Origin of the sequence: Chitinibacter sp. SCUT-21, from assembly GCA_041874755.1 — a bacterium.
GTDB lineage: Bacteria > Pseudomonadota > Gammaproteobacteria > Burkholderiales > Chitinibacteraceae > Chitinibacter.
On record CP102611.1, the window covers coordinates 1,773,540 to 1,796,636 of the forward strand.

Here is a 23,097-nt window from a genome sequence, read left to right on the forward strand (position 1 = left end):
CTGTCGAAGGACTTGAATTCATTCATGGTTCAACAAGCTCACCACGAACAAATCAAATATCTGAGGGCAGAATCAAGAGTTAAGGTCGGCCACGTGCTGCTTAAGCGCGAGGTGATCGAGTTTTTCAAATGGCAGAGCGACGAGAAAATCTAGGCGGTGCCGGATCGTCGCCAGCGTGTGGTTAAAGCTGTGTTGTTGCGCGTCTGCGTCGCCCTCTAGCCCCGGATGCGGGATATCCCAGTGCGAAATCATCGGCACTCCGGGCCACGCGGGGCATGCTTCGCCAGCGGTGCGATCACACAGCGTAAACACCAAATCCATTTCAGGCGCTCCCGCTTGGGTAAACTCATGCCAGCTTTTGCTGCGCAAATCAGCGCTTGGAATGTGCGCGTGCTCTAGCGCCTTGAGCGCCATCGGGTGAATGTGGCCGCTTGGCTGGCTGCCAGCGCTATACGCTTTAAAGCGCCCACGCCCGATGTGATTGAGCAGGGCTTCAGCCATTTGGCTACGTGCGGCGTTTTCGGTGCAGATAAATAGCACGGTGTAAAAATCTTTCATCATGAGCCTTTTTGTTTTTTTAGGATGGTAATCATAGTAGTTCAATATTTCAATAATTGTTGTATAGTTGAGAAATGGAAAAAACTGCTGCTATCGCCATGTTTGAAAGTTTGTCGTCTGGCGTGCGACTGGATGTGTATCGGCTATTGGTGCGCCAAGGCAAAACGGGGCTGGTCGCCGGCGAAATTGCGAGCGAGCTTAATCTGCCGGCGAGCAATTTATCGTTTCACCTGAAAGCCATGGTGCATGCTGGTGTACTGACCGTAGCGCAAGAAGGTCGCTATATGCGCTATCGCGCCGATTTGGCGCAGATGCTCGATTTGATCGCCTATCTAACTGAAGAGTGCTGCGAGGGGAATCCCGAGCAATGTCTGCCGCTCCCGTCCTCTTTGTCTTGCTCGCCCAGTGAATCAGCCTGTTGCCCCAAACCGGAAGAACCTCGATGAATAGCCAAGCCTGCGTCGATGAATCCACGTCGCATAAAATGAGTTTTTTGGATCGCAATCTAACCGTATGGATTTTCCTCGCAATGGCGCTGGGTGTGGGCATCGGCGTAGTGTTTCCACAGGTGGCGCAGCTCAATGAGGCGATGTCGCTTGGTACGACCAATATCCCGCTCGCCATCGGCCTGATTCTGATGATGTATCCGCCGCTGGCCAAAGTGAATTACAGCCTGCTGGGAGCGGTGACACGCGATAAACGTGCGATTACGCTGTCGTTGATCATGAACTGGATCGTTGGCCCAATTTTGATGTTTGTGCTGGCGATTACTTTTTTGCGCGATCAGCCCGGCTATATGGTCGGGCTGATTTTGATTGGGCTGGCGCGCTGTATTGCGATGGTACTGGTGTGGAACGACATTAGCGGCGGCAGCAAGGAATATGGTGCGGCCTTGGTCGCGCTCAATAGCGTGTTTCAGATCGTGACCTACAGCGTGATGGCTTGGCTGTTTATCACCGTTTTACCGCCGATCTTTGGGCTGCAAGGCTTTGTGCTTGATATTACGATTCTGGATATTGCCAAAAGTGTACTGATTTACTTGGGTATTCCATTTCTAGCGGGATTTTTAAGCCGTAAATACTTGGTCGCAGCCAAGGGCGAGACTTGGTATAACACGGTGTTTATCCCGCGCATTTCTCCGATCACGCTAATTGCCTTGCTCGCGACCATCGTGCTGATGTTCAGTTTAAAAGGTGAAATGATTGTTGAGCTGCCAATGGATGTGCTGCAAATTGCGATTCCGCTTGTTATCTATTTTATCGTGATGTTTTTCGTGAGTTTTTTCATCGGCAAGAAAATGGGGCTGCCCTACGATCATAACGCGTCGATTGCGTTTACATCCACCGGCAATAATTTTGAGCTGGCAATTGCGGTGTCGATCGCCGTATTTGGGCTTAATTCCGATCAGGCTTTTGCGGGCGTGATTGGCCCGCTGGTTGAAGTGCCAGTCTTGATCGCATTGGTGAATGTTGCGCTCAGGATGAAAAGGAAATACACCGCATGAGCACCGACGCAAAATTGATTGAGCCTTGCAGCGCAGAGTGGCTGAATAGTCAATGCGCTTGCCAGTTTTTAGATCAAGCCTTGCTCAAGGCCGAGCTGGAAGCCAGTGCTGATTTGCTTGGGCTGGCCGACGAAATCGCGCAAACCCGCCCGCATCTTTTTTCGGCGACGATGGTGTTTATTACACCCGAGCAGCGCGACCAGATGCAGGCAATCATTCGCGCGATCAGCGATCTGGTCGCGATGCCGGCTTGGCAGGATCAAGTTTTAGCGAGCGCACCCACGGCCGCGCAAATCGATTTTGGCCAAGACAGCGTGTTTTTTGGCTATGACTTCCATTTGGGCGAGCAAGGCCCGCAGCTGATTGAAATCAATACCAATGCCGGTGGTGCCATGCTCAATTTGGCCTTGGCTCGCGCGCAAACGGCATGCTGCACCGCCTGCCCGCCGTTGACCGCGGCCCCGACGACGCTGGATGAGCTGGAAAAAATCTGGTTGGCGATGTTCGAGCAAGAATGGCAAGCGCAGCGCAATACCCCACGCCCGCGCAGCATCGCCATTATTGATGAAGCGCCGCAGCAGCAATACCTTTATCCCGAATTCTTACTGTTTCAACGCATGTTTGCAGCGGCCGATATTGAATGCCTGATTGCAGACCCCGCCGATTTGCGCTGGCACGATCAGCAATTGTGGCTAGGCGATACCGCGATTGATATGGTTTACAACCGCTTAACCGATTTTTATTTTGAGCAAGCCAATAGCCAAGCATTGCGGCAGGCTTTTGCCGCTGGTGATGTCGTCGTGACACCCACACCGCGCGCGCATGCGCTGTACGCCGATAAGCGGCATCTGGCACAGATGAGCTCGGCGCAGCAATTGGCGACTTATCAGCTACCAGAATCGAGCATAGCAATTTTGCAGGCGGGTATTCCGCGCACGTATCAAGTCTCGCCAGACAATGCAGCTGAATTGTGGGCGCAGCGGCGGCAACTTTTTTTCAAGCCGGCGACAGGCTACGGCAGCAAAGCCACGTATCGCGGTGACAAACTCACCAAACGGGTGTGGAGCGAGATTTTGGCGGGCGACTATGTGGCGCAAACCTTTGCGCCGCCAAGCGAGCGCTATGTTGCGATTGAAGCCAATCAAACCAGCGATTTGAAATTCGATATTCGCGCCTACGTTTATCGTGGCGAAATCCAGCTTTTTGCCGCGCGTTTATACAGCGGGCAAACGACCAATTTTAGAACGCAGGGCGGCGGTTTTGCGCCTGTTTACATTGCCGAAAATGCAGGAGAATGACTTTGACTCATCCGTTTGACATCATGCCTTTAGCTGAAGGCGGCAGCCTGATTTTTACCCCATGCCCAGGTACGAAAGACGTCGATCTACGCAACGCCTTGCATGAACTAAAAACGGCGGGCACTAGCGCGGTGATTACGATGATGCCGCGGCATGAATTGGCCGAGCACGGCGTGGCCGATATTGAGGCTGCGTGTACTGAATTAGGCTTGCAGTGGTTTCATTTTCCCGTGGAGGACGACGCTGCACCTGAGCATGCATTTCACACCCAATGGGCTCAGCAAAGCGCAACAATCTTGAATTTACTATCTACAGGAAACACGATCGCTGTGCATTGCAAAGGCGGCTCAGGCAGAACCGGTTTGATGGTTGCGCTCTTGCTACGCGCACGCGGTGAAACACTAGAAAATGCCACTCAGTCCGTGCAGGCCATACGGCCAAAATCACTACAATTGACAGCTCATCGCGACTTTTTGGCGAGTTTTCCGCTCTAATTTAGCAGCCAGTCGTGTTACAGCGCGGCCGGCTTAGACTTCGCGGTAGAGTTTTTTATCGGCCGATTTCATTTTTTCAAATTCGCTGCGCAAGATACACACGAGCTCACCGTCGCCGATACCGCGCACCGACACTTCACGCGTGATAATGCGATCGGTAAAAAACGGCGTGGTTCTATCGTCTTCCAGATCAAAGCCGCGGCGGTTAAAGGCGAAACTGATACCGGGCAGTTTTTGCAAGCGCGATGCCATATTAACGCATGAGCCGACGTAATCATTACCCTCGCCGACCGAATATACGGTGCCACGCGCTAAGCCAACCCGCAAACGGCTTGGCGGCTCGGCCACCTTTGATTTCAGTGACGGAAGAAAATCATGCTGATATTTTTTGCAAATACTCCACGTGCTGGCGATCACATTGCGCATCGCCGCTTGCGAAAGCCCTTTGCTTGACCAGATCACCAATAAACCGTCGCCCATAAATTTGGTAAAGAACGGCAATGGGCACCACAGTGCGACGCCTTCCTCTTCATCCTTTTGCTTCATTTCATTGCGCAGCTCTGCCATCAGCCAGCTTAAAAATGGGTGCAAAAAACTTGGTACGGATAAATGCGGGTCAATTTGATTGCAAAACTGGGTAAAACCTTCCAAATCGAAAACGGCGGCGATTGCATCAGTTGGCTTGGATTCGCGTGTTAAATCGCCCAAGCCCAGCATCGAGGCGTTGAATTGATCGAAGGCGCGGCGGCGCAGCAGCTTTCGACTTTGTCCATCAATCTCAACACGAATATAATCGGCACTGCGAGGCTTAAAGGTTGGCATACCATGGCTTGGGTGAACGATTTCAGCAGAAATAATAAGCTTTAGCGCATCAGACTGAAAGCTTTTGGCAAAAATGCCAACATAGCTGCGCAATTTGGCGCAACTCGCCGCCACTTCTCTGACAAAACTATAGGTATCTGCCAAGAGGGCTAGTAATAAAAGCCCCCCATGGCGATACCTGCTTACCTATTTTCCAAACGATTATAATCAAGCAAACCATAATCGATGCCTTGTCGCAAACGCAGGGTGTGATGCACTTCGTCGCTCAACGGCCAAAATTGTGCGCTGGTTCGGCGTACACCAAATTGATCCATCAATACGGTGTAGTCCGACTCTTGTTTCAGCGCACCAATTTGCTGCGTTAAGCTGGCCAACTGCGCTTCCGGCACCACCCAATAGGCATTCGGGTAGGCTCCGATGAACCCATTAAGCAGCGTTAAACGGTCTTCGGCGGGGAGGCGCCGTTTTTCTTCAAAGAAAATCTGCGCCACATTTTTATATGCGCTGTCGTTTAACAAAGTCAGCCAAATAGCTTGACCTTGTTTGGGCAGCACTTTGATTAACACGCTTTGCGGCAACCACTGCAAACTCTCACCACTAACCGCGCCAAGATTGTGCAAGGCTTGACGCAGCTTGCTAGATTGAATCTGGCTTAAATCAAATTGCCGATTCAAAATGGGCGCGGTGCGTTGTTTAAATCGTGCTAGCAGCCGATCAAACGCTAGCTCTGGCGACATTTGCGCCAAATCAGCCGAGACATTTGGCCCAAATGGTAAATGGCTGGCCTGAACGTACTTCAAGGTTTTTTCGGGTGCATCGCGATACCATTGCTGCTCTATGGCTTGATGCGCGGCATCGGGCAATAAAGACAGAAGATTTTGCTCGCCTTCAATGCGCAGAAAATCCATATACAAACGGCTCTTTAATTGATGTCCCACATTGCCATAGACATCAAAGCCCGCGACTAGCAAATAGTGAAAGCGCTCAAGCAAGGCATAATCAATCACCCAAGCTGTTTGTGGCCGCTCGCCCAGCAAACCTTGCTCAACGGATGCGCTATCAAAATGACGAAATACCGTCAGTGCAGCATTGGGATTGTGCTGATCGCCACTCCAAATGATTTTTGGCGCATCCACCTTGCCATCGCCGACCAAGGTTTGTACGAATTGGGATCTAGCTTGCAAATAGCGCAGTTGTGATTGCGCATAGCTGCTCCAATCGGCCAAAATCGGAGCCGAACTGCCTAAGGCATCGGGCAAGGCTAGCGCATCTTGATTCTCTTTTAGAAAGCGTGCGCTATCGTGGTTCTCAATCACATTCGGATCAACAAAAAACACCCAAAACCGATCATTGATAACATTTAATGCCTGATTTCCTCGACAAACAGGGCCTTTGATAAAGCCCATTACCGTGAACTTTGCCTCGTCGAGCAACATGCGATAACGCGAATTGACGGGAATTTGATCAAAGACGATAAACGGGTTCGATGCCGTTTGAAGATCGTAAGCCGGCAACTGCGTCACTTGATACGGCGCATCAATAAACCAGCGTTGCCAGTTTTTCATCCGCGCGGCATCCAGCCGATACGGCATATGCGTTTTGCTTAAGATCGTTTCCTGCACCGGCACAAGGCGGTAATAGGGACGAGCCACGCCCGGATCATCGTACGGGCGCGCCGTAGCGATCAGATCAACGGCTTGTGGCGCTTTGGTGCGAGAACGCACCAGCTTAAAAAAGGTTTTATCATCGCCAAAGTGCAGATGGGCGAGAAATAAATGCTCATACAAATAGCGCGCCGCCAATTGTGATTTGAGGCTATCTCCGTTAAGCCATTGCTCCCACAGGGCAATTTGTTTTGTTAGCACCGCAGGCAAAGAAGGACGAGCCTCGCGCTTGGCGCCTTGCGCAATCCAGGTTAGTAATAGCTCATGCTCGGCCGGCGGCAAACCTTGCAAACCAAACGGCATGCCAAAGAGCGGGTTTTGATGCGCGTATTGGGTAAAATTCTCGATCGTCGTGCATTGCTCACTACGGCTGAGCGAAAAATCAAATTCTTTGGGTAAGACGGACACATCGGGTAGTGGGTTTTGCTGTTTCAGCAGCAACATTTGCGCCAGAACACTGCCCTCGATGTCGTTGATCGCAGGTCTTTCATTCAAAACCGAGTGAAACCCGCGCTCACGCCAGCTAGAGGATTTGAATGCATCTTCAAATAGACGCGTAGGGGGAACAGCCTTGAGCCGCGCACCATCATAAACGGGTTGCGGATTGGCACCACGTGCAATCCCCTCCCAGGCGGTGAGTTTCAATTGGCAGGGCGCATCGTAGCAGCCGTGACAAACCGCGCAGCGCGATTCTAAAATCGGCTGTACATCTCGGTAATACACTTCGCCAGACTTTGGTGGCACTGGCACATCAAAGCGCTGTATCTGCGCATCGCCATAGTGCTTATCCCACTTCGCTTCCTTGATTGAGCTACAGGCGGCTAGCCATACCACAAGGATCAAGACACAAGCATGCTTTAGTTTCATAGCAACCCCATTTCTTATTTTGCATTGAGTGTATGCCTGTGACGCTATACCTGCATCTGGTTTTCGCAATGAATCAGCTTCATGCAATAAAAAACCACTGCACTGGCAGTGGTTTTTTATTGGTCATCGTTGTTAGGGCTTATTGAAAGCGCACATCTTCGTCGATTGGAACTAGATCGCTCACATATTCTTCAGTTTTAACGCCTTTTGGCCAGCAAACCCGAGCGCGGTTACCTTCAATTTTTAGCACGCGACCATCGTAACGCTCGCCACCAAATTGGTTCACTACATTAACCCTTGCATTCACTGGCAAAGCATTTTGGACACCAGAGAAGCGTTCCATCAGTGATGAAATCAACATTAACATGATTCACTCCTTTAGTAATTTGTGTAGTTTATGACTGTATATTACGCGCATTTACTACGTAGTCAAATTACATTTTGTGTGAATATGTACAAGTCATACGTCAAGTGCGGATTCGTTCACCGCCGCACAACACATCGCCCACCACCGATATTGATTGGCCTTAATTAGGCTCTTCGAGCGAGACTTTCAGGGTGTGCACCACTTCGGTTAATTTATCTTGTAACGCCGCTTCATCGGTATACGTGGCGGCGATCTTTTCCCAGCCAGAGCGCACAATATTAAGCAGATTCTCTTCTTGGGAATCGCTCAAACCAAAAGCCGACAGTGAGCTTTCCAATTGCATCATCACATCGCCAAATAGCACAGCGCGCTCGCTTTTACCGATCCGCTGCTGCTGATCGATTTCGGTTAGCGTGGTGGTGAGTGATTGAATCGAATTCATAATTGCCAGTTGATTTTGCGTGGCCGCCAATGTGGCTTTCACTTTAATCGCATCCAGCCGCGATTCTGCCGCCTCGATCAAAATGGCCAAATGATCGCGTAAACGCCCGCAGCGCTCTTCGTCTTCAATCGGCATATTGTTCACGATGAGATGCACATTGGGATAATGTACCGAAAGCCGCTTACGAAACTGCACAATCCGATCCATATTGGCCATCTGCTGTAATACGGCCCGCTCAACGCCCGTCGCCACACCCGAGCTATTGAGTGCGATAACCTCTTTGTCTGTCGTTAATTGCAATACGCCTTCAAGCTGAAATTGCTGCAGCGCCGACATCACTTGTTTGGCCAAACCCATTGGGGTATTGCTACCGTTGAAGTGTTTTAGCGTTTCCATCAGCAATCCCGTTTCACTCATGCTGCTCATTGCGGTGAACGCAGTCGTCGTCGCGAAATGGATTTGGGATTTGAGCTGCTCGCGATCAGCGCAGACTTGCAGCATATGGTGAATACGGCTGAGTAATACTTTGGGATTGAGTGGTTTGGTAATAAAGCCTTCGCCGCCCACGTCGTAGACTTTTAGTAATTCGTCGGTATTTTCGGCCGCCGACATCAGCATCACCGGAATATCGCTGATCTCGAAATCATCTTTGATCGCTTTACACAGCGCAAAGCCATCCATTTTTGGCATTTGCACATCGGCAATCACCGCTGCGGGCGAGATCTCACGCGCTTTTTGCAGCCCATCTTCGCCATCGACCGCCTCCAGTACGGTAAATTCATCCGCTAGTACCCGCTCGATCACCTTGCGAATAATGGCATCATCGTCGACCACCAAAATCGTGGGCTTGCTCGCTGACGTCATAACCCTCTCCCTCACTCAGACTGTACTTATTGAGTGTAGGAAAGTTTTGGCGAAAATCAGCTCGATTTACGCCGCATTTTGGCGTCCAGCTCTTCGACCTTGGCGCGCGCCCACGGCGTGCGGCGCAGGAATTTCAAGCTGGATTTGATCGACGGCTCGTTAAAAAAGCATTGCAGCGGAATCTGCTTGTGCAGCCCTTTCCAGCCAAAATAGTCGACCAAATCAGTCAACATTTGCTCCAAAGTCACACCATGCTGCGGGTTATTTTTTTGCGTTGAATTCTTATCCATACCCACCACCGTATACAGCCAAAGGCTAATTTCAAAAAGTGCCACAACAACATACCCACTCTATCGGCAAACCCCTGCACGCAAGGCGCTACACCTCTGCGTGCTGACTTTTGCGGTCTTAGCGCTGCTGCAATGCCCGGGCAATAAACTGGCGATTCACCGTTGGGCGCGGCACTTTGCAGTCAAACCACGCGCGCACGTCTTCATCAACGCCAATGCCGTGCATAAAGTTATACAGCGCTTTGTTCAGCCCTTGGCCCATTAAATCGTGGTCGATTGGCGTTTTATCGATAAAGCCGACGTCGTTTTTGCCGAACGACACCGGCGGTAGGGGGATCAGCTCAACGCCGTATTCTTCCGGATTTTTGCCGACTGGCGAGTGCACGGTGCAGGCAAAGCGGTGGAAAAAGCCTGATTGAATACAACCGTGTTCAAACAATTGGCGCACGTATTCCAGCGCGTCGACGGTGTCTTGCACCGTTTGCGTTGGAAAGCCGTACATCAAATACGCGTGCACCAAAATACCGGCCTCGGCAAAACCATACGTGACGCGCGCGACCTGATCGACCGACACGCCTTTTTTCATTAATTTGAGCAAGCGATCCGACGCGACTTCCAGCCCGCCCGAAATCGCAATACAGCCGCTATCGGCGAGCAATTGGCACAGTTCAGGCGTAAATGATTTTTCAAAGCGGATATTGCCCCACCACGAAATCGACACTTTGCGGCGGATTAGCTCCTCGGCCAACGCGCGCAGCATTTTCGGCGGCGCGGCTTCGTCGACAAAATGGAAACCTGTTTGACCTGTTTCTTCGATAATCGCCTCGATGCGATCGACCAGCATCTCGGCGGTCGTCGTTTCATAGCGCGAAATATAGTCGAGCGTCACATCGCAAAAACTGCATTTTTTCCAATAGCAGCCGTGCGCAATCGTTAGCTTATTCCAGCGCCCGTCGCTCCACAGCCGATGCATTGGGTTCAGCATATCGAGCAGCGACAGGTAGCGATCGAGCGGCAAGCCGTCCCACGTCGGGGTGCCAACGTCGGAGAACGGCACGTCGCTTTCCATTAGGTTAATGTACTTGACCTTGTCGTTCTCGCGCACGAAGGTGCGCACCAAACGCTGCTGCGAGCGCTTGCCCTGCAGGTGTTCAATCAGCGCCAGCAGCGGCTTTTCGCCATCGTCGAGCGTAATAAAATCAAAGAAATCAAACACGCGCGGCTCGGTCAGCTCGCGCAACTCGGTGTTGACAAAACCGCCGCCGAGCGCAATTTTAATCTCTGGGAATTGCTGCCGAATGCTTTGTGCAATTCGGAAAGCGGCATATACCGCCCCAGGGAATGGCACAGAAACCAAGACCAAATTCGGTTGATGCTTATTGATGGTCGCCAGCGTCAGTTCGTGCAGCGTTGCATCGACCAAGGTATGCGGCGCGGCCAGCGCGGCGGCCAGCGGATCGAACGTCGGTTGCGACATCGCCAGCGATTCGGCGTAGCGTACGAATTCAAAGCGCGGGTCGATCGCGTCGCGAATCACATCGGCCAGATCATTCAGATACATCGTCGCCAAATGGCGCGCGCGGTCTTGCGTGCCGAGCGCACCAAAGGCCCACGCCATCGTGTCTTCGTTATCATCAATCGTGTACGCGTCAATCGGCGCAAAGCGCGCGCCTTCGGGCAGGAAAGCACGCGAAACAATCCGGTGACTCACCGTGCTATCGCGCCCTTGCAAAAAGGCAATCGTCGGCGTGATTGTCGCGTCGTAATGATCGTACAAAGCCAGAAAATTTTGCACTTGATGGCTTTGTTTGCGCGGCGGGATTTTGCTCGCCGCATCGCGAATCTGCGCCAAACCTTTGCGCGAAAACAGTTTCAACACCAGCGCGAGCGCCAAATCTTCCTGCACCGCATCCATGCTACCGCCCGCAGGCGAGCGCAAAAAGCCCGTGATATACGCCGTCGACGGGTACGGCGTATTCAATTGTGTCATTGGAGGGATTAGGGATAAAACACGAAAAGCAGTCATAGCGCTCACACAAAAAACCCGCGTACCAAATGGCAGCGCGGGCTTATTTTACACGCTTACTGCGCAATGCCGGTTTTTGTGGTGATGGGTGGAAATGATCAGAGTTGTTATTTTTAGCTCTACACAGGGCTTTAGCCCTTAAGCTTGAAAAGGCAATCAACTAGAAATGTGTGGATATCCGATCTCATTTGCATCGGCCAATACCATATTTAAATCGGCATCCGGATTGAGTGCTAACACTAAAGATTCGTCTAGTGGTTGATGAGAAAACAGCGCCTCAACGGCATCAAGTGACACAGATAATTCGTAATAATCTTCCGCCCATGTCTTATAGCCCATCGGCCCCGACACGATCAGTTCAAGCATCTCTGTACCATCTTCACTTAACGTGCTTTTGACCTTGGTCCAAGCTGTGTCAGTCGATTTTCTCCAGTAGCAAAACGTGGCATTTTGCATTGAGAATGCGGGTTCATTAAGAAAGGAGGCAAAATCTGGAGGCACTTGAGCCTGAATATTTTGGGCAAGCGCTGGATCATCGTTTAATTCGTGAGCAAACCCTTTAATTGCTGCGCCCGCTGAATCAAATAACAAGAACCAATCATCACCAGAACCATTCCGCATGGATGCCATCTCCTCCCCTGGGCCCCACTGACTATTAAAGCTGTAGTAGCGGTACTCCCATTCTGGGCAAATAATGGCATCAAGCATTGCTAGTGATTGCGTAATACGACGCAATGCAGAAATTGGCGGCAGGATCTCTGGTGACATAGTTGCCTCTAGCATGAAGGTAAACCCACAAATTTGATTGTGGGGGCTTACGCATAAGAAAGATAAATTTAGCGTCTTTTTGTTTTAATTACCAATATGTAAAGCGGTACCACTCGAATTGAGCTTTAAGCCTTCTTCACAAACTCTGTTTTCAACTGCATCGCGCCGATGCCGTCGATTTTGCAGTCGATATCGTGATCGCCGTCGATCAGGCGGATGTTTTTCACTTTGGTGCCCACTTTCACGACCAAGGATGAGCCTTTCACTTTCAGGTCTTTAATCACCGTCACCGAGTCGCCATCTTGCAGCACATTGCCGTTGGCGTCTTTCCAGACTTTGGCCGCTTCTTCAGGCGCTGCCTCGCTTGGATTCCATTCATGCGCGCACTCGGGGCAAATCAGCAGCGCGCCGTCTTCGTAAACAAAGGTAGACGCGCATACTGGACAGGCTGGCAAAGTTGACATGATGGGGTTTCCACATTAATTGATTGAAGGCTGGATTATACGCCGCTCGCGCAGGCAAAGCGCGGCACTTTGTCGCAAGGCTGGATTGATTGACTCGGCCTTCTGATCTTTGAATTCGTTCGTGGTGAGCTTGTCGAACCATAAATGAATTCAAGGCCTTCGCCAGGTTCAGGCCGAACGGGGTTAAAAATTCAATGGGCCGAATCAATAGCAAACCCAGCGCAGGGTGTATGCTGGAAAGGTGTGCATGCTTTTCGAGGTTGAGATGGGAATCAATCAAGCCAAACAAGACGCCAAAGCCCTCAAACGCGCGATGCAAGAGGCGGGGCATATTGAAGATGATTTAATCAATCAAGAACGCCGCAAGGCGCTGAACGACGCGCTGCAAAACCGCAAACAGGCAGGGCGCGAGGCGGCGGCGCAGCGTTATTTAGACAAACAAGAAATTGAACAACTGAAGCGCAAAAAGAAAACCTAGGGGTATTTAACCGTAAATCTTGTTTGTATTTAAATGCGAGGCAATACCTTGGCATGTATCTACGGCGTATCCATCGGCCATTCTTGGATTGCGGCCGCCAGCGTTTCAGCGTCGACCATCCCACCCATCATCCGTGCACCGACCAACATCGTTGGCGTAGCAAAAACACGCAATTGCTCACCAAGCTGCACACTATTTTGCAAGGTTTGCGGCAGTGCTTCGTCTTTGGGCAGTAAATGATACGTGGCGGTGCTGCGCGCAATATTGCGAATATCGTATTCACTCAGGGGCTGTGGCGCTTGCATCAAGGCATTGTGCACATCGAGGTATTTGGAGCGGCGATGCCGCCAAACTTGCAGGGCGTAATGTGCGGCGTACGCACTAGTATCGCCCATCATCGTCTGCCATTTCAGCACAAAACGCACCTCAGGCCCGGCCAATTGCTGCAAAACTGAATCAAGCGAGCGGCAATACGGGCAATTAAAATCGGTAAAGACCAAGACCGTTTTATTGGCGCGCGCCGGCCCTAAGACAATATCGAGCGAGTTTTGAAACACCTCGGCGGGCTGCTTACTGGCCAAATCGCGCAGTTGCGCCAAGTAGGCCTGTTTGCGCCGCTCGGCTTCTTGCGCCAATTGCTCAAAGGTTTCTGCACGACTTAGCGTTGCAAAGCTCAAGGGTAAAACGGCTAAACACGCTAGAAAAGTTCGCCTATGCATAGTCCGATCCAAAATGAGACCAAACCATTGTTACTAAGATTTAGCGCAGTGTCATGGTAAATACTGACGTAAAAAAAGCGCGGTACAAGCGCCGCGCTTTTCAAATTGGACAAGGTCATTGCCCTTAATCGATTCTCAACCTTTGTTTGCCTTCTGGATTCGGCCGTTTTTTTGGCAACACCAAATTTAGCACGCCGTTATCGTATTTGGCCCGCGCTTGCGCTTCATCGATATCCACCGGCAGCTGAATACTGCGTGATACCGCGCCGTAATAGCGCTCTGAACGCAGCACACGCTCATCCTCTAGTCTATCGTGCTGTTTCACTTCGGCGCTGACAGTCACCAAACCCGAATCAATCGTAACGTGGATATCATCTTTGGCCACGCCAGCTAATTCGGCGATCACGGTGTAATTATCTGGAGATTCTTTTACATCGATTTTAATCTGCGCCGGCAATGGATCACCGTGCAGCGGCTTGAAGTAATAACCGGGGCTTAAATCACGGAAAAAATCATCAAAGACATGATGACGACTGGGTAGATTGCTCATTTTTGTTCACCTCCTAGCACACAAGGCGAGGCAGGTTATGCTACTGAATCTATCCTCACCTGCCCGCTGTTCACTTCAAAATTAGCCATAAACAGCGCACATTTCAAACAAGGGCAGATTAATGGTTGAGCACGTCAAAAAACAAAATACACACCCAGGGTATAATCATAAAAATCTTATTTGAAAATACCCATCGAACAATACCCTACTTATTTTTCTGCACCCATTCCATCCAGCTCAGATACAGGCTTGGCGTGCGCGCGGCCACTGCGCTGCGGTGCCATGGGTTTTCATCCCAATAGTTGTCATGAAACAACGCGCCAACTTGGCCACCAGATTCGAGCAAAATCAACACACCGGCGGCGTAATCCCACAGCTTTTGCGCGCCGTGTAGCATGACATCGGTGCGCCCTGCGGCCAGCCAGCACCAATCGATGGTCGAGGCGCCAAAATTGCGGTGGCTGTGATACGGATTCACCGTAACAACGCGGGTCGCCAAGTGGCCCGACAGCCATTTGGTTTCAATCGACGCCATCGCGTGTTTAAGCTGTTTATCGTCCTTCAGCAGCGGCAAACGCTCGTGATTCAGCCACGCGCCCTGTCCGGCTTCGGCAGCAAAACACTCGTCGAGCACCGGAATATACACCACACCCAAGACGGGGCGATGTTCGCGGTACAGCGCAATCGAGACGGCAAAATACGGCAGGCCATGCGCGAAATTGCTGGTGCCATCAATCGGATCGACAATCCACAAACCGGCAGGATGCTCGCTCCACAGCTGTTCTTGCTCGGCTTGACTCATCTCTTCGCCCAGCACTGGGCAATCGACCAGTTGCGGCAACAGGCGCTGCAGTGCAGTTTGCGCAGCCAGATCGGCCTCGGTGAATAAGCTACCGTCGTGTTTGACCTCGGCCACCACTTTTTGATAGCGCGGCATGACCTCGCTCGCGGCTACATCTCGGGCGATTTGGATCAGGGCGGTTAAAGCGGGGCTGGGTACTTTGTTCACAAATAATCTCTTTCTCTGGGCTCAACGGTACTGAGTCGCTGCGCAGTGAGGGATTGAAGCCGGTTGCAGCGATTAACAGCCTAGATTGTATGCCAAAAAAAACCCGCGCTGAGTATTCAACGCGGGTTTTGTCTTCTAGCGTGCGGGCCTTAGCCCACAACGGCTAGATTAGTAAGGCCATTTCCAGTTTTTAACTTCTGGCAAGTCATCGCCAACCACCGCGATGTATTGCGCGTGTTCAACCAATTTGTCTGCCAATTTCTGACGAACATGGGCACCAATTTTTTGCAGTTTAGGTACACGGTCGATCACGTCGATTGCCAAGTTAAAGCGGTCAAGCTGGTTAACCACAACCATGTCGAACGGAGTCGAAGTAGAACCTTCTTCGATGTAACCACGTGCATGGATGTTCGCGTGGCCGTTACGACGGTAAGTCAGACGGTGGATCAACCATGGGTAGCCGTGGAAGGCGAACATCACTGGTTTGTCAGTTGTGAAGATCGCGTCAAATTCGCGGTCTGACAAGCCGTGTGGGTGCTCTTCTTTTGGCTGCAAGGTCATCAAGTCACACACGTTCACAAAGCGGATCTTCAGATCTGGGAAGTGTTGGCGCAGCAAGTCAGTTGCAGCCAAAGCTTCCATCGTTGGGATCTCACCGGCACACGCCATCACTACGTCTGGCTCGCCACCGTCGTCGTTTGATGCCCAATCCCAGATACCCAAGCCTTTAGTCGCGTGTTTGATCGCTTGGTCCATGTTCAGGTATTGCAGCGCTGGTTGTTTACCCGCTACCACCACGTTCACATAGTGACGTGAGCGCAATACATGATCAGTTACCGACAACAAGGTGTTCGCATCAGCTGGCAAGTAAACGCGGATCACTTCAGCTTTTTTGTTCACCACGTGATCGATAAAGCCTGGATCTTGGTGAGAGAAGCCGTTGTGGTCTTGACGCCATACGTGTGAAGTCAACAAGTAGTTGAGTGATGGAATCGGTTTACGCCAGTTAATGTGACGAGTTGTTTTCAGCCATTTCGCGTGCTGGTTAAACATCGAATCGATCACGTGGATGAACGCTTCGTAGCAGCTAAAGAAACCGTGACGACCAGTCAAGTTGTACGCTTCGAGCCAACCTTGGCAAGTGTGCTCAGACAAGATTTCCATTACGCGGCCATCTTGCTGCAAGAAGTCGTTGGTTTTGTCTTCTTCGAAGTAGTTCGCCAACCAAGTTTTACCTGATACGTCGAATACGTCGTTCCAACGGTTAGATGCAGTTTCGTCTGGGCCGAAGATACGGAAGTTTTTCTCAGCTTCGTTTTCTTTCATGATATCGCGCAGGAATTTACCCATTACGCGAGTCATTTCCGCATTTTCAGTACCTGGTTTTTCAAACTTCACTTCGTAGTTACGGAAGTCTGGCATTTTCAGGTCTTTAGACACTTGGCCGTGTACGACTGGGTTAGAGCCGATACGTTTTTGGCCTTTTGGTGCCAATGACACGATGTCTTCTTTTACTGAACCGTCGTCGTTAAACAATGATTTAACGTCGTAAGAAGCCAACCATTTTTCCAAGTTCAACACATTCTCGCCGTCGATATCAGAGAATGGCACTTGGTGGCTACGCCAGTAGTCTTCTACTTTTTTGCCTTTAATTTCTTTCGGGCCAGTCCAGCCTTTTGGTGTGCGCATTACAATCATTGGCCAACGTGGGCGAACGATAGGTTGACCTGCGTCACGCTCTGCAATCGCTTTAGCGCGAATTGCAGCAAATTTATCCATACACAAGTCCATTGCCGCAGCCATGTCTTGGTGGATTTGGACGAATGTTTCTGGTTTGTCGTTGAAGGTTTCTTGTTTCAATTCAACGAAGATAGGCTCGTAACCATAACCTTCGAACAATTTAGTTACTTCTTCTTTGTCCATACGGGCAAGAAGCGTTGGGTTAGCAATCTTGTAGCCGTTCAAGTGCAAGATTGGCAATACAAAACCGTCATTGATCGGGTGGATGTATTTAGTAGAGTGCCATGAAGCTGCCAATGGGCCAGTTTCTGCTTCACCGTCACCGACTACCGCGATAACAACTTGGTCTGGATTGTCCAAAGCCGCGCCATAAGCGTGTGATACTGAGTAACCCAATTCGCCGCCTTCGTGCATAGAACCTGGAGTTTCAGGTGCTACGTGCGATGGGATGCCGCGTGGGAAAGAGAATTGTTTGAACAGGCGTTGCATACCTGCTTCAGTGCGGTCGATGTTCGGGAAGAATTCTTCGTATGAACCTTCGATCCAAGTATTTGCTACAAAACCAGGGCCGCCGTGACCAGGGCCAGTGATGTAGATCATGTTCACTTCACGCTCAGTGATGATGCGGTTTGCGTGAGCGAAGATGAAGTTCAAACCCGGTGTAGTACCCCAGTGACCCAACAAACGTGGCTTGATGTGCTCGCGTTTCAGCGGCAGTTTCAGCATTGGATTGTCGAGCAAGTAAATTTGACCAACAGACAAATAGTTTGCCGCTTGGAAGTAGCGGTGCATTCTATCTAAGACGCTTGGAGATAACGGTTGAGCCACGGTAACACCTCTTATATGGGTTGTGTTTGTGATTGTTGGTAAAAGGTTTGTCTTTCCTTCTTCCGATGAAGCCAGTATACGGAGTACTGACTAGCCGCTACTGATGCAAATCAAATCCTGCGTTGGCATTGGCTGCTTCTTGGGGCATTTACTTGATACAGCGCAAATTTCCTGCTTTGCATGTAACTTTATTACCGATTCAAGCGCCATTTTCTGTACTTACTACAACAATTCATCCCGCACAGACCTGTAACGAGTAGGCAACAGCAAGACCTATTCGCATTTGCAAGCGTCATATCATACAAGAGCAAGATGGGAATTCAAGCAAATAATTACACAATACAAACCAATACCTGACTAGATTTCTATAAATTAACCATGCAAAAACGAAAGGCGTAAAAAAACCCGCCACTAGGGCGGGTTTACTGAATTGCCTACGGCTTAATAATGGAAGAACACCAAAGTCATTACCACACACACTGGCAACAACAAGCAGATTGACCATGCCATATAGCCAAAGAAGCTTGGCATTTTAATGCCGCGATCTTCAGCCACTGCCTTGACCATAAAGTTAGGCGCATTACCGATATAACTCATCGCACCCATAAACACGGCACCACAAGAAATGGCCAATAGCGTTGATGCATATGGGCCCATCATGTGCGCAGCATCGCCGTGCGCTAGATTGAAGAACACCAGATACGTTGGGGCATTATCGAGGAAGGCCGACAAAATACCCGTCATCCAGAAATACATCGCGTCGTGCGGTGTGCCGTCTGGGTTGCTTACTAGAGCCACTAGACCGCCCATCGCGCCATCGGTACCCGCACGCAAAATCGCAATCGCTGGTGCCATCGCGATGAAGATACCGGCGAACAATTTGGCGACTTCCAAAATTGGGCCCCAATTGAAATCATTACCCGCGCGTACTTGCGCCGGCGTGATTTTCAATGAGATCAAACCAATCACCAACAAACCAAAATCGCGAACCAGGTTTTGCAACTGTAAGTGCGAACCCAACACCTCAAAGCTCACGCCCGGCTTCCAAATCCCCGACATCACGACCAAAGCGATAATCGCGCCGAGCAAGAAGAAATTGCGTTTGCCGTAGATTTTCAATTCACTATCTGGCGTTTTGTCTTTCGGCAATACGCCTTCTTTGTTGAAATAGTAGCTATCAATCGCGTAGAACATCGCCAACAGCAAGGCGCTCATCAACAAAACGGGGCCAGCCATGTGTTCCACCGTCCACATAAAGTCGACGCCCTTCAAGAAGCCGAGGAATAGCGGCGGATCGCCCAGCGGCGTTAGACCACCGCCAACGTTGGCAACAAGGAAAATAAAGAACACCACGACGTGCACATTATGCGCACGATTGTCGTTGGCCTTTAAAATCGGGCGAATCAACAGCATCGCTGCACCGGTCGTTCCCATTAAGGACGCTAGCACCGTTCCGAGCGCCAAAATACCGGTATTGAGCTTGGGCGAACCGTGCAAATTTCCCCACACCAAAATCCCGCCCGACACGGTATACAGCGCGAATAAGATCAGAATAAACGGGATGTATTCTTCCAAAATCGCATGCGCAATCACGCCAGTCGTTGCACCCAAGCCGGCATACATGGCGAATGGCAGCACGAACAAAGCCCCCCAAAATGCCGCCACCTTACCAAAGTTACCGTGCCAAAAATGCGGCGCAAAAATCGGGAATAGCGCAATCGACAACAGCAAACCCGCAAACGGAATCACCCAATTGAGCGACATACTGGCGCCATCCAAGCCTGCCGCCATGGCCATGCCTGGCAACACGCTGAGCGCAGCCAAGCCTAGTTTTAAAATATTCAAAATATCCTCCAAATACTTATCTACAGTATGCGATCAAAGCTTTTACTAAAAATCGCATACAAGAACATACCCATTAGGGCTGGATAAACTCAATCTTATAACCATCAGGATCTTCGACAAAAGCAATCACGGTAGTTCCATGCTTCATCGGACCAGGCTCGCGCACTACTTTACCACCCTTGGCGCGTACCGCTTCACAGGTCGCGACAATATCGTCCGTTTCCAGAGCAATATGGCCGTAGGCATTGCCCAAATCGTAGCTCGGCGTATCCCAGTTATGAGTCAGCTCCAATACCGAGTGATGCGCTTCGTCGCCATAGCCGACAAATGCCAAGGTAAAACGACCTTCAGGGTAATCTTTGCGCCGTAACAGCTGCATACCCAAAACTTCAGTATAAAAAGCGATGGATCTTTCCAAATCACCGACGCGTAACATCGTATGCAAAAGACGCATAATTTTTCCTTTTTTGCTGTGGTGGCAACAGTTTACCGCGCTATGCCATTTAAGTCGCGCGGCATAATGCCAAAGTTTTTTGCAAAAAATGAAAATTAGTCGTTGACTTATGCTGAAATAACCTTATAATGCGCATCTCTGTGTGTGACGACGCGGGTCGGTAGCTCAGTCGGTAGAGCAGCGGACTTTTAATCCGTTGGTCGTGGGTTCGAATCCCACCCGACCCATCATCGCCAAACACAAGACCTCTGGGTCGGTAGCTCAGTCGGTAGAGCAGCGGACTTTTAATCCGTTGGTCGTGGGTTCGAATCCCACCCGACCCACACGAATTAAGCAAAAAGCCTCAACTTCGGTTGGGGCTTTTTGTTTTCTGGTGCTTCAGCCCTAAGCCGAGCAGTACTCCTCCCAGCCTTCTCCAAACATGGTGTTTTGTTCATCAATCACTTTGCCACTGATGAAACTGCCAACTGTCAATCCGTAATAAATCTCATTTCACGCAAATACAAATATCATTCTCCTGACCTCAATGCGAACTGGGACTTTTCATTTCAGGAGAAACCAATGAAACAGCGAACCAAATATTGGGCGAATAAAGCAGTCCGTGTTGCCCGTCTGATTCCAGTCTAGGAAACCCAGGGCGATTCACTATGACACTTTTTATCGTCAATGACCAAACCTTCCATCGGAAGAAGTCAATCTTAATTTTCACTTAATTCTATTGTGAAACAATAAGTTGCCAATCAAGGTCAGGAGACGATCATGGGAACCATCACAGTATCAAATGCAGACTGGGAATCATTAGAAGCCCTTCCTAGTACTGCGATAACAGTTAGTAGCATCACAAACTCACAGATAACTATTAGCGCGGATTTGGGTTCCGGCCGAACCGCTCTGTTCTCTTTAGTTGGAGTTTATTCGGGTGGGGCTGGCAATGATCTGGGCTCCGTTAGTGGCACCGTCAATAGCATTGTTATGAGTATTGATGGCATCGAGCAATTCAATGCAACTGGTTTGACTGTTGATGTTAGTGAAGTAACGACAGAAGTTTTTGCCGAAGTAACTGTATTGTTTGAGATCGCACTAGAGGGCGGAGGAGATGTTATTGGGTCTAACAATGATGATTCATTGAGTGGCTCAATTGGCGATGATGATATTTCCGGTGACTTGGGGGATGACGACTTATTTGGCGGAGATGGCAATGATAGTTTGTCAGGAGGAGATGGGCAGGACAGTCTTTCTGGGGAAATTGGCGACGATCGCCTAGATGGCGGTATTGGCAATGACACATTACAGGGAGGCCTTGGGAATGACAATCTAATCGGAGGCGATGGTAACGACAGCATCGTCGGGGGCTCCGGCACAGACACCTTGAGTGGCGGCGCAGGTAACGACATCTATGTGGTGGACTCTTCCGCCGATGTCATCACCGAAAGCAGTACCGGTGGGATTGATACCGAATATGCAAGCTTCAACGATACATTGGACGCGTATTTGGAAAACCTAGTGTTAACCGGCACGGCGGTTACAGGCACAGGAAATGCCTTGGCTAATCGACTAACAGGCAATGCCTCCGCCAATACCCTGAACGGAGGGATTGGAGATGATTCACTCAGTGGTGGCGATGGCAATGACAATCTAATCGGAGGCGATGGTAACGACAGCATCGTCGGGGGCTCCGGCACAGACACCTTGAGTGGCGGCGCAGGTAACGACATCTATGTGGTGGACTCTTCCGCCGATGTCATCACTGAAAGCAGTACCGGTGGGATTGATACCGAATATGCAAGCTTCAACGATACATTGGACGCGTATTTGGAAAACCTAGTGTTAACCGGCACGGCGGTTACAGGCACAGGAAATGCCTTGGCTAATCGACTAACAGGCAATGCCTCCGCCAATACCCTGAACGGAGGGATTGGAGATGATTCACTCAGTGGTGGCGATGGCAATGACAATCTAATCGGAGGCGATGGTAACGACAGCATCGTCGGGGGCTCCGGCACAGACACCTTGAGTGGCGGCGCAGGTAACGACATCTATGTGGTGGACTCTTCCGCCGATGTCATCACTGAAAGCAGTACCGGTGGGATTGATACCGAATATGCAAGCTTCAACGATACATTGGACGCGTATTTGGAAAACCTAGTGTTAACCGGCACGGCGGTTACAGGCACAGGAAATGCCTTGGCTAATCGACTAACAGGCAATGCCTCCGCCAATACCCTGAACGGAGGGATTGGAGATGATTCACTCAGTGGTGGCGATGGCAATGACAATCTAATCGGAGGCGATGGTAACGACAGCATCGTCGGGGGCTCCGGCACAGACACCTTGAGTGGCGGCGCAGGTAACGACATCTATGTGGTGGACTCTTCCGCCGATGTCATCACTGAAAGCAGTACCGGTGGGATTGATACCGAATATGCAAGCTTCAACGATACATTGGACGCGTATTTGGAAAACCTAGTGTTAACCGGCACGGCGGTTACAGGCACAGGAAATGCCTTGGCTAATCGACTAACAGGCAATGCCTCCGCCAATACCCTGAACGGAGGGATTGGAGATGATTCACTCAGTGGTGGCGATGGCAATGACAATCTAATCGGAGGCGATGGTAACGACAGCATCGTCGGGGGCTCCGGCACAGACACCTTGAGTGGCGGCGCAGGTAACGACATCTATGTGGTGGACTCTTCCGCCGATGTCATCACTGAAAGCAGTACCGGTGGGATTGATACCGAATATGCAAGCTTCAACGATACATTGGACGCGTATTTGGAAAACCTAGTGTTAACCGGCACGGCGGTTACAGGCACAGGAAATGCCTTGGCTAATCGACTAACAGGCAATGCCTCCGCCAATACCCTGAACGGAGGGATTGGAGATGATTCACTCAGTGGTGGCGATGGCAATGACAATCTAATCGGAGGCGATGGTAACGACAGCATCGTCGGGGGCTCCGGCACAGACACCTTGAGTGGCGGCGCAGGTAACGACATCTATGTGGTGGACTCTTCCGCCGATGTCATCACTGAAAGCAGTACCG

20 protein-coding genes, 2 tRNA genes and 1 pseudogene are annotated in these 23,097 nt (G+C 50.5%); 8 read left to right on the top strand and 15 right to left on the bottom strand.

Annotated features, from left to right (window positions below; genetic code table 11):
- Positions 1-72: 72 nt before the first annotated feature.
- Positions 73-561 (bottom strand): arsenate reductase ArsC, encoded by a 489-nt coding sequence (locus tag NT239_08280; protein XGA69802.1) that lies wholly within the window; start codon positions 559-561, stop codon positions 73-75.
- 71 nt (positions 562-632) lie between these two features.
- Here NT239_08280 and NT239_08285 point away from each other — a divergent pair, with 71 nt between their 5' ends.
- From NT239_08285 to NT239_08300, 4 genes are read left to right on the top strand one after another with little or no spacing between them, the layout of a single operon-like run.
- Positions 633-1,004: a winged helix-turn-helix domain-containing protein gene (locus NT239_08285; GenBank protein XGA69803.1), complete on the top strand. Its 372-nt coding sequence runs from the start codon at positions 633-635 to the stop codon at positions 1,002-1,004.
- Entirely contained in the window at positions 1,001-2,062 is a 1,062-nt protein-coding gene (gene arsB / locus NT239_08290; GenBank protein ID XGA69804.1) for an ACR3 family arsenite efflux transporter, read from the top strand. The genes NT239_08285 and arsB overlap by 4 nt, the downstream gene beginning before the upstream one ends.
- Positions 2,059-3,360, top strand: a complete 1,302-nt coding sequence (locus tag NT239_08295) for a hypothetical protein (GenBank protein XGA69805.1) — start codon at positions 2,059-2,061, stop codon at positions 3,358-3,360. The genes arsB and NT239_08295 overlap by 4 nt, the downstream gene beginning before the upstream one ends.
- Positions 3,357-3,854 carry a tyrosine-protein phosphatase gene (locus tag NT239_08300; GenBank protein XGA69806.1) on the top strand — a complete coding sequence of 166 codons (498 nt, stop codon included), beginning with the start codon at positions 3,357-3,359 and terminating at the stop codon, positions 3,852-3,854. Before NT239_08295 ends, NT239_08300 begins: the two co-directional genes overlap by 4 nt.
- Before the next feature lie 33 nt (positions 3,855-3,887).
- Here NT239_08300 and NT239_08305 read toward each other — a convergent pair whose 3' ends face one another.
- The 8 genes from NT239_08305 to NT239_08340 form a co-directional block, all read right to left on the bottom strand.
- Complete coding sequence (locus NT239_08305; GenBank protein ID XGA69807.1) at positions 3,888-4,820, bottom strand: hypothetical protein; 933 nt, start codon at positions 4,818-4,820, stop codon at positions 3,888-3,890.
- A 38-nt stretch (positions 4,821-4,858) separates the two neighbouring features.
- Positions 4,859-7,207, bottom strand: a complete 2,349-nt coding sequence (locus NT239_08310) for a fatty acid cis/trans isomerase (GenBank protein XGA69808.1) — start codon at positions 7,205-7,207, stop codon at positions 4,859-4,861.
- 139 nt (positions 7,208-7,346) lie between these two features.
- Positions 7,347-7,574 (bottom strand): hypothetical protein, encoded by a 228-nt coding sequence (locus NT239_08315; GenBank protein ID XGA69809.1) that lies wholly within the window; start codon positions 7,572-7,574, stop codon positions 7,347-7,349.
- Positions 7,575-7,734: 160 nt separating this feature from the next.
- On the bottom strand, positions 7,735-8,880 hold the full coding sequence (locus tag NT239_08320; GenBank protein ID XGA69810.1) for a response regulator: 1,146 nt from the start codon (positions 8,878-8,880) through the stop codon (positions 7,735-7,737).
- 56 nt (positions 8,881-8,936) lie between these two features.
- On the bottom strand, positions 8,937-9,170 hold the full coding sequence (locus NT239_08325; GenBank protein XGA69811.1) for a VF530 family protein: 234 nt from the start codon (positions 9,168-9,170) through the stop codon (positions 8,937-8,939).
- A gap of 118 nt (positions 9,171-9,288) precedes the next feature.
- Positions 9,289-11,196, bottom strand: coding sequence for a radical SAM protein (locus NT239_08330; GenBank protein XGA69812.1), 1,908 nt, complete (start codon positions 11,194-11,196; stop codon positions 9,289-9,291).
- Between the two features lie 156 nt (positions 11,197-11,352).
- Positions 11,353-11,964, bottom strand: a complete 612-nt coding sequence (locus tag NT239_08335; protein ID XGA69813.1) for a hypothetical protein — start codon at positions 11,962-11,964, stop codon at positions 11,353-11,355.
- Positions 11,965-12,089: 125 nt separating this feature from the next.
- Positions 12,090-12,428 carry a zinc ribbon domain-containing protein YjdM gene (locus NT239_08340; protein XGA69814.1) on the bottom strand — a complete coding sequence of 113 codons (339 nt, stop codon included), beginning with the start codon at positions 12,426-12,428 and terminating at the stop codon, positions 12,090-12,092.
- Between the two features lie 265 nt (positions 12,429-12,693).
- Here NT239_08340 and NT239_08345 point away from each other — a divergent pair, with 265 nt between their 5' ends.
- Positions 12,694-12,906, top strand: a complete 213-nt coding sequence (locus NT239_08345; GenBank protein XGA69815.1) for a hypothetical protein — start codon at positions 12,694-12,696, stop codon at positions 12,904-12,906.
- 59 nt (positions 12,907-12,965) lie between these two features.
- Here the strand turns inward: NT239_08345 and NT239_08350 are convergent, their stop codons facing one another.
- From NT239_08350 to gloA, 6 genes are all read right to left on the bottom strand, one after another.
- Complete coding sequence (locus NT239_08350) at positions 12,966-13,625, bottom strand: thioredoxin domain-containing protein (protein ID XGA69816.1); 660 nt, start codon at positions 13,623-13,625, stop codon at positions 12,966-12,968.
- A gap of 124 nt (positions 13,626-13,749) precedes the next feature.
- The gene (locus NT239_08355; GenBank protein XGA69817.1) at positions 13,750-14,175 is read right to left on the bottom strand and encodes an Hsp20/alpha crystallin family protein; all 426 of its coding nucleotides are present in this window, start codon (positions 14,173-14,175) and stop codon (positions 13,750-13,752) included.
- A gap of 205 nt (positions 14,176-14,380) precedes the next feature.
- On the bottom strand, positions 14,381-15,184 hold the full coding sequence (locus NT239_08360) for an inositol monophosphatase family protein (protein ID XGA69818.1): 804 nt from the start codon (positions 15,182-15,184) through the stop codon (positions 14,381-14,383).
- 168 nt (positions 15,185-15,352) lie between these two features.
- On the bottom strand, positions 15,353-17,767 hold the full coding sequence (locus NT239_08365; GenBank protein XGA72789.1) for a phosphoketolase family protein: 2,415 nt from the start codon (positions 17,765-17,767) through the stop codon (positions 15,353-15,355).
- Positions 17,768-18,193: 426 nt separating this feature from the next.
- On the bottom strand, positions 18,194-19,549 hold the full coding sequence (locus tag NT239_08370) for a sodium:proton antiporter (GenBank protein XGA72790.1): 1,356 nt from the start codon (positions 19,547-19,549) through the stop codon (positions 18,194-18,196).
- Positions 19,550-19,670: 121 nt separating this feature from the next.
- Positions 19,671-20,051, bottom strand: a complete 381-nt coding sequence (gene gloA / locus NT239_08375; GenBank protein XGA69819.1) for a lactoylglutathione lyase — start codon at positions 20,049-20,051, stop codon at positions 19,671-19,673.
- Positions 20,052-20,205: 154 nt separating this feature from the next.
- On the opposite strand from gloA, the gene NT239_08380 reads away from it, so the two are divergent.
- From NT239_08380 to NT239_08390, 3 genes and pseudogenes are all read left to right on the top strand, one after another.
- Positions 20,206-20,278 (top strand) — tRNA-Lys (locus tag NT239_08380).
- A 23-nt stretch (positions 20,279-20,301) separates the two neighbouring features.
- Positions 20,302-20,374, top strand: a tRNA-Lys gene (locus NT239_08385).
- 649 nt (positions 20,375-21,023) lie between these two features.
- Positions 21,024-23,066: pseudogene (locus tag NT239_08390) on the top strand (hypothetical protein).
- The last annotated feature ends 31 nt before the right edge of the window (positions 23,067-23,097 follow it).